We start from the raw sequence: 8,018 nt of genomic DNA, 5'->3' as shown, positions 1-8,018 counted from the left end.
TCGAGGATTAGCGGGCCGAGGCGACGAGTGTGGCGGCCGCGTGGGTGGGATTGGTCGTCACCATCGCGCCCAGGGTCAGCATGCAGGTCAGCACGGCGGCGACGAAGAAGGTCTTCAGCAGGAAGGTTTCGGCTTTCATGGTGGTTCTCCTCAGGCTTAGCGGGTGGGCGTGTTTGCCCTTTCGCCAGAGGGGTTGCATCGGCCGTGCCAAGCGGAGAACCACGTCGCAAAGCCCGGTTTCAAGCCATTCTCACCACGACCCGCGAGCTGCGCCTTGCTGTCCGCGGACAACCACCTGTCCGCATCCGCTTCTCCGGGCGGGCGCCCCGAGCCGCGAGCGTGGCTCGACCCCATGTCGCCTCCGTGTTGCAAAGAGTCCTTGGTGTCCACCCTCGAGGCGAGTTCCGCACAAGTGCAGCGGCCGTAGGCCAAATAAGTACACAAGGGGCTGCGGCAGCAGCCTTTTCCTTATCGAACGCGGAGGACCTGTCTGAGCAGCGAGGGTGGGCACCAAGGGCTCTTCGCCTCGACACACCCAGGCTTAGGCGGCGCATGCCGCTTAAGACATGCATTCGCGACAGCGAATGAACCGATCAAAGAGCATCGCTTGCAAGCAAGCTCCCACAGCCAAGCAGCCCCCCACAGCCAAGCAGCCCCTCCACAGCCAAGCAGCCCCCCACAGCCAAGCAGCCTCCCGGACGCCCAAAGCCCCCGGGTGGTTGCGCACCGCAGCAAACCACGGCATCATCGGGGTTCTACCCAAGCCAAGACCCGCCGTGTCCCACGCCGACTACACCTCGAACGTCTTCACCAGCGCCCGCATGGCCGCAGGGATGACCTCGCGTGCTCGTCGACCGTACATCGGGTACTCGGCCGGGTAGGCTGTCGCGCGCGTTTCATTCGCATCGACTAAAAAACCCGGCCACGTGCCGGGTTTTTTCGTTTCGGATTCCCCATTCTCCACTGGATTGCCATGACCGTCCGCCATTTCCTCAACACCACCGACTACAGCCGCGCCGAAATCGACGCCCTGCTTGAGCAGGCGGCCGAGTTCAAGCGCTCGCCCCAGGGCCAGCAGCTGGCCGGCAAGGCCATCGCGCTGCTGTTCTTCAACCCCAGCATGCGCACCCGCACCAGCTTCGAGATCGGCGCGTTCCAGCTGGGCGGCCATGCCGTGGTGCTGGCCCCGGGCAAGGACGCATGGCCCATCGAGTTCGAAGTGGGCACGGTGATGGATGGCGACACCGAAGAGCACATCGCCGAAGTGGCCCGCGTGCTGTCGCGCTATGTCGACCTCATCGCGGTCCGCGCCTTCCCGAAGTTCCAGGACTGGCAGGTCGATCGCCAGGACAAGGTGCTGAAGGCGTTCGCCCAGTACGCGACGGTGCCGGTCATCAACATGGAGACGATCACACACCCCTGCCAGGAGCTGGCGCATGCGCTGGCCATGAAGGAGCACCTGGGCGATCTACAGAACAAGAAGTACGTGCTTACCTGGACGTACCACCCGAAGCCGCTGAACACCGCGGTGGCCAACTCCGCGCTGCTCATCGCCACCAAGATGGGCATGGACGTGACCCTGCTTTGCCCCACGCCGGAGTACATCCTGGACGAGCGCTACATGGACTTCGCCGCGCAAAACGCGAAGGAAAACGGTGGCTCGCTGCAGGTCTCGCACGATATCGAAGCCGCCTACAGCGGCGCGCACGTGGTGTACGCCAAGAGCTGGGGCGCGCTGCCGTACTTCGGCCGCTGGGAGCAGGAAAAGGCCATCCGCGACGCGCACAAGCACTTCATCGTCGACGAGGCCAAGATGGCCCTCACCGACAACGGCCTCTTCAGCCACTGCCTGCCGCTGCGCCGGAACATCAAGGCGACCGATGCGGTGATGGATTCGCCGGCCTGCATCGCCGTGGACGAGGCGGAGAACCGCCTGCATGTCCAGAAGGCCGTCATGGCCTCGCTCATGTCGCAGCCGGGCGTGAAGTCCGGCCTCGGTTTCTGATCCGCCCCCCCTCTTCAAACCCCTTATTCCAAGCCTCTTCCGGAGCCAGCATGTCCAGCAAAGATATCGTCCTCGCCTTCTCGGGCGGCCTCGACACCAGCTTTTGCGTCCCGTACCTGATGGAGCGCGGCTACGCCGTGCACACCGTGTTCGTGGATACGGGCGGTGTCTCCGCCGAGGAGCGCGAGTACATCGAACAGCGTGCGCACGAGCTGGGCGCCGCGTCGCACCGCACGGTGGATGCCTCGCAGGCCATCTGGGACAGCTTCGTCACCCCGCTGATCTGGGCCGGTGAGTTCTACCAGGGCCAGTACCCGCTGCTGGTGTCCGACCGCTACCTCATCGTCAAGGCCTCGCTGGAGCGCTGCGACGAGCTGGGTACCAAGCTGTTCGCCCACGGCTGCACGGGCATGGGCAACGACCAGGTGCGCTTCGACCTCACGGTGAAGGCGCTGGGCGATTACACCATCGTGGCGCCGATCCGCGAGATCCAGCGCGAGCACACGCAGGTGCGTGCCTACGAGCAGAAGTATCTGGAAGACAAGGGCTTCGAAGTCCGCGCCAAGACCAAGCACTACACCATCAACGAGAACGTGCTGGGCGTGACCATCTCCGGCGGCGAGATCGATGCGTGGGAGATCCCGGAAGAGGGCGCCGTGGCCTGGTGCGCGCCGCGCGCCGAATGGCCGTCCGAACCGCTGCGCATCGAGCTCGGCTTCGAGAAGGGCGTGGCCACCACGCTCAACGGCAAGGCGGCCACCGGCCCGGAAATCCTCGCCTTCCTCAACCGCGAGCTGGCGAAGTACGGCGTGGGCCGCAGCCTGTACACCGGCGACACCAATATCGGCCTGAAGGGCCGCATCGTGTTCGAGGCGCCCGCGCTCACCGCGCTGCTCACCGCGCACCGCGCGCTGGAAGAAACCGTGCTGTCGAAGCAGCAGAACCGGTTCAAGCCCGAGATCGGCCGCAAGTGGACCGAGATCGCCTACGAAGGCTTCTTCAACGACCCGATCAAGGCCGACCTGGAGGCCTACCTGGTGAGCACGCAGCGCAAGGTCGATGGCAAGGTCATCGTCGAGACGCGCGGCGGCATCGTCTATGCCGTGAAGGTGGAATCGAAGAACCTGCTGCATTCGAAGAAAGCCACGTACGCGCAGGCCGCCGACTGGGGCGTCGCCGAGGCCGAGGGCTTCATCAAGCTGTATGGCATGAGCTCCACCATCTGGGCGGAAGTCGACCGTGCCAACGGCGGCAAGTAACCGAGGCCCCATGGATACGCTCCTTAAGGAAACGCTCGACCACCTGCGCGCGCTCGTTTCGTACGACACGCGCAACCCGCCCCGCGAGATCGGCACGGGCGGCATCTTCGATTACCTGCGCGCCAACCTGCCGGGGTTCGACGTGCAGGTGACGGACTTCGGTGCCGGCGCCGTGAACCTCTACGCCGTGCGTGGCACGCCGAAGGTGCTCTTCAACGTGCACCTCGATACCGTGCCCGACAGCCCGCACTGGACCCAGGACCCGCACGCGCTGGTGGTGACGGAAGACCGTGCCATCGGCCTGGGTGCGTGCGACATCAAGGGCGCCGCCGCGGCGCTCGTGGCCGTCGCCAACGCGTCGCAGGGCGACATGGCGCTGCTGCTGTCCACCGACGAAGAAGCCAACGATGCGCGCTGCATCGATGGCTTCCTGAAGGGCAAGCCGGCCTACGACGCCATCATCGTCGCCGAGCCCACCCAGGGCGAGGCGGTGCTGGCGCACCGTGGCATCCACTCGGTGCAGATGCGCTTCAAGGGCCGTGCCGCCCACGCCTCGGGCCAGCAGACCCCGTCGGACAGCGCCCTGCACCAGGGCATCCGCTGGGGTGCCGCCGCGCTCGACCACGTGCAGGCGTTGTCGCACGAGCGCTTCGGTGGCCTCACCGGCCTGCGCTTCAACATCGGCAAGGTGGAGGGCGGCATCAAGGCCAACATGATCGCGCCCACGGCGGACATCCGCTTTGGCTTCCGCCCGCTGCCCTCGATGGATGCCGACGCGCTGCTCGAGACCTTCCGCACGCTGGTGGAGCCGTACCCGGTGGAATACGGCGAGACCTTCCGCGGCGATTCGCTGCCGGCCGGCGACACCGCCACGGCCGAGGCCCGCCGCCTCGCCGCGCGCGACCTCGCCGACGAGCTGGAGATCCCGGTGGGCAACGCCGTCGATTTCTGGACCGAAGCCGCGCTGTTCTCCAAGGCCGGCTACACCTGCTTCGTCTATGGCCCCGGCGACATCGCGCAGGCGCACACCGCCGACGAATGGGTCGCCCTCGACCAGTTGGGCACGTACGCCCAGACCATCCTCCGGATCGTTGATCGTGGAATCTAAAAACACCCGCAAGACCATCGTCCGCCTGTTGTCCGCCATGGGCAGCGCGCGCGAGATCCAGCAGTACCTCAAGCGCTTCTCCCAGCTCGACGCCGCCCGCTTCGCCGTGGTGAAGGTGGGCGGCGCGGTGCTGCGCGACGAGCTGGCCGACCTCACCTCGTCGCTGTCGTTCCTGCAGCAGGTGGGCCTCACGCCCATCGTGCTGCACGGCGCGGGCCCGCAGCTGGATGAAGAACTCGCCGCCGCCGGCATCGAGAAGAAGACGGTGAACGGCCTGCGCGTGACCTCGCCGGAAGCCCTGGCCATTGTCCGCCGCGTGTTCCAGTCGCAGAACCTGCGCCTGGTGGAAGCGCTGCAGGAAGTCGATACCCGCGCCACCTCGGTGCCCTCGGGCGTGTTCACGGCCGATTACCTCGACCCCGACCAGCTGGGCCTCGTGGGCAAGGTGCGGTCGATCAACCTGGCGCCCATCGAGGCGAGCCTGCGCGCGGGCTCGATCCCGGTCATCGCCAGCCTGGGCGAAACCGAGGCCGGCCAGATCCTCAACATCAACGCCGACTTCGCCGCGAACGAACTGGTGCGCGTGCTGCAGCCGTACAAGATCGTGTTCCTCACCGGCACGGGCGGCCTGCTCGACGGCGATGGCAACATCATCGATTCGATCAACCTTTCCACCGAGTTCGACCACCTGATCCAGCAGCCCTGGCTGCATTCGGGCATGCGCCTGAAGGTGGAGCAGATCAAGGACCTGCTCGACGACCTGCCGCTCACCTCGTCGGTGTCGATCACGCGCCCCGCCGACCTGGCGAAGGAACTCTTCACGCACAAGGGCTCGGGCACGCTGGTGCGCCGCGGCGAGCGCGTGCTTCGCTTCACCTCGTGGGAAGGCGTGGACCTGGCGCGCATGCGCGTGCTCATCGAATCCAGCTTCGGCCGCACGCTGGTGCCGGATTACTTCGAGCGCACCGACCTGTACCGCTTGTATGTCTCGGAAAACTACCGCGCGGCCATGGTGCTCACCATGGAAGACGGCTTTGCCTACCTGGACAAGTTCGCGGTGCTCGACGATGCGCAGGGCGAGGGCCTGGGCCGCGCCGTGTGGCAGGTGATGCGCGACGAGAACCCCACGCTGTTCTGGCGCTCGCGCCACGGCAACGCCATCAACCATTTCTACTACGCGGAATCCGACGGCTGCTTCAAGCAGGCGCGCTGGAAGGTGTTCTGGTACGGCCTGGATAACTTCGCCGACATCGAGCACTGCGTGGCGCATTGCGCCACCCGCATCCCCACCCTGCAGGACTGAACGGCATGTCCCGTAAAACCATCGGCATCGTCGGCGCGCGCGGCCACACCGGCGCGGAACTGATCCGCCTTATCGCAAACCATCCCTCGCTGGCGCTCGCCTTCGTCTCGTCGCGCGAACTGGCCGGCCAGCGCCTGGCCGACCACAACGACGTGTACAAGGGCGAGCTCACCTACGTGAATCTCGACCCCGCGGGCGTCGCGGCCGAGGCTGCGGACGTGGTGGTGCTGGCGCTGCCGAACGGCAAGGCCGCGCCCTATGTCGAAGCCATCGACAAGGCCGGCGGCGATACCGTCATCGTCGACCTCTCGGCGGATTACCGCTTCGACGAGCGCTGGTTCTACGGCCTGCCCGAGCTCTACCGCGACCGCTGGCGCGGCGAGAAGCGCATCAGCAACCCCGGCTGCTACGCCACCGCCATCCAGGCCTCCATCGCGCCCATCAAGGACCTGCTGGCGGCGCCGCCGGTATCGTTCGGTGTCTCGGGCTATTCGGGTGCCGGCACGACGCCGTCGGACCGCAACGACCCTGAAAAACTGCGCGACAACCTCATGCCGTACTCGCTTACCGGGCACATGCATGAGAAGGAAGCCAGCCGCCACCTTGGCCTTCCGGTGGAGTTCATGCCGCACGTGGCGCCGCATTTCCGCGGCCTCACCGTCACGACGAACCTCTACCTGGCCAAGCCGGCCAAGCGCGAGGAGATCGCCAACCGCTTCGCCAACCGCTACCAGGGCGAGAAGCTCATCCATGTCGTGGACGAGGCGCCGTGGGTCAGCCACATCGCGAGCCAGCACCACCTCGACGTGGGCGGCTTCACCATGTCGGCCGATGGCCGCCGCGTGGTCGTGGTGGCCACGCTGGATAACCTCCTGAAGGGCGCGGCCACGCAGGCCATGCAAAACGTTAACCGTGCGCTCGGCTTCGACGAGCTCACCGCCATCCCCGTTTAAGGACCTGCAGATGACCCAGCCGCTGTGGCAGAAATCCGATACGCAGGTCGACGCGAAGATCATGCGCTTCCTCGCGGGCAACGACGTGGTGCTCGACCGCGAGTTCTTCCTGCACGACATCACCGCCAGCAAGGCGCACGTGGAAGGTCTCGCCAAGATCGGTGTCGTCTCGGCCGATGAGCGCGACGCGCTGAAGCGGGAGCTCGATGCGCTCGCCGCCGACTTCAGCGCTGGCGCGTTCGTGCTGGACGAGCGCTTCGAAGACGGCCATTCGGCCATCGAGGCGCGCCTGACGGAGCGCCTGGGCGACGCCGGCCGCCGCGTCCACACGGGTCGCAGCCGTAACGACCAGATCCTGGTCGCCACGCGCCTGTGGCTGAAAGAGAAGCTCTCGACGCTGGAAGCGCTGTGCCGTCGCATCGCCGAGGTATGCCTCGATCGCGCCGCCGGTGATGCGCTGCCGATGCCGGGCTACACGCATATCCAGCGCGCCGTGGTGTCGTCCACCGGCATGTGGTTTGCCGCGTTCGCCGAGGCCTTCATCGACAACACGCTGCGCGCCCGCCAGGCGCTCGAACTCATCGATGCGAACCCGCTGGGCACCGCGGCCGGCTACGGCGTGAACGTGGGTCTCGACCGCGCACATACGACGAAGGCGCTGGGCTTCGCCCGCATGCAGGTATCGCCGATTTACGCGCAGCTGTCGCGCGGCAAGTTCGAGATGGCCGCGCTGGATGCGGTGGGCACCGCGCTGCTGGATACCCGTCGCCTGGCGTGGGATCTGTCGCTGTTCACCACGGCGGAGTTCGACTTCGTGAAGCTGCCGGCGGAATACACCACCGGCTCGTCGATCATGCCGAACAAGCGCAACCCCGATGTCGTGGAACTGCTGCGCGCCAGCTACGCCAGCGTCGCCGCCGCCCGCACCGAGATCGAGCAGCTGCTCTCGCTGCCCTCGGGCTACCAGCGCGACCTGCAATTCTCCAAGGGCTCGCTGTTCCACGGCTTTTCGATGGGCCTGGGCGCCCTGGAACTGCTGCCCGACATGCTTGCCCGCTTCGAGTGGAAGGCCGACAAGATGCGTGCCGCGATCGAACCGGCGATGTACGCCACCGACGTCGCGATCGAGCAGGCCGTGGCCGGCGTGCCATTCCGCGACGCCTACCGCGCCGCCGCCGAAACCGCCGCGTCGGCAGGCGAAGGCCGCTCGCCCGAAAGCAGCCTCGCCGCCCGCACCTCCCCCGGCGCCGGCCACGACCTGATGCTGGAAACCCTCCGCGCAAGGCTCTAACCAGCCCCCTGTAGGAGCGCGCTTGCGCGCGACATCTTTTCGCCGGGCGCGTCAGGCCCTGTAGCTCTTCCGCGAAAGGCATCGCGCGCACGCGCGCTC

The 8,018-nt window shown here is 66.6% G+C and carries 7 protein-coding genes; 6 read left to right on the top strand and 1 reads right to left on the bottom strand.

Annotated elements, in window-relative coordinates; translation table 11 throughout:
* Nucleotides 1-7: 7 nt before the first annotated feature.
* Entirely contained in the window at nt 8-139 is a 132-nt protein-coding gene (locus VI08_RS22330) for a hypothetical protein (protein WP_269745819.1), read from the bottom strand.
* Nucleotides 140-973: 834 nt separating this feature from the next.
* Between VI08_RS22330 and VI08_RS02655 the strand changes: the two genes are divergently transcribed.
* The 6 genes from VI08_RS02655 to VI08_RS02630 are packed head-to-tail and all read left to right on the top strand — an operon-like array spanning nt 974 to nt 7,919.
* Complete coding sequence (locus VI08_RS02655) at nt 974-2,005, top strand: N-acetylornithine carbamoyltransferase (protein ID WP_045827962.1); 1,032 nt, start codon at nt 974-976, stop codon at nt 2,003-2,005.
* Nucleotides 2,006-2,055: 50 nt separating this feature from the next.
* Nucleotides 2,056-3,264: an argininosuccinate synthase gene (locus VI08_RS02650; RefSeq protein ID WP_045827961.1), complete on the top strand. Its 1,209-nt coding sequence runs from the start codon at nt 2,056-2,058 to the stop codon at nt 3,262-3,264.
* A 10-nt stretch (nt 3,265-3,274) separates the two neighbouring features.
* Nucleotides 3,275-4,372, top strand: coding sequence for an acetylornithine deacetylase (locus VI08_RS02645; protein WP_045827960.1), 1,098 nt, complete (start codon nt 3,275-3,277; stop codon nt 4,370-4,372).
* 37 nt (nt 4,373-4,409) lie between these two features.
* On the top strand, nt 4,410-5,675 hold the full coding sequence (locus VI08_RS02640) for an acetylglutamate kinase (protein ID WP_045827996.1): 1,266 nt from the start codon (nt 4,410-4,412) through the stop codon (nt 5,673-5,675).
* Between the two features lie 5 nt (nt 5,676-5,680).
* Nucleotides 5,681-6,628, top strand: a complete 948-nt coding sequence (gene argC / locus VI08_RS02635) for an N-acetyl-gamma-glutamyl-phosphate reductase (protein ID WP_045827959.1) — start codon at nt 5,681-5,683, stop codon at nt 6,626-6,628.
* Nucleotides 6,629-6,638: 10 nt separating this feature from the next.
* Entirely contained in the window at nt 6,639-7,919 is a 1,281-nt protein-coding gene (locus tag VI08_RS02630; protein ID WP_045827958.1) for an argininosuccinate lyase, read from the top strand.
* The last annotated feature ends 99 nt before the right edge of the window (nt 7,920-8,018 follow it).

The organism is Luteibacter yeojuensis, assembly GCF_000964085.1.
Taxonomy (GTDB): domain Bacteria; phylum Pseudomonadota; class Gammaproteobacteria; order Xanthomonadales; family Rhodanobacteraceae; genus Luteibacter; species Luteibacter yeojuensis_A.
This window is presented reverse-complemented; position numbering and strand designations above follow the sequence as displayed.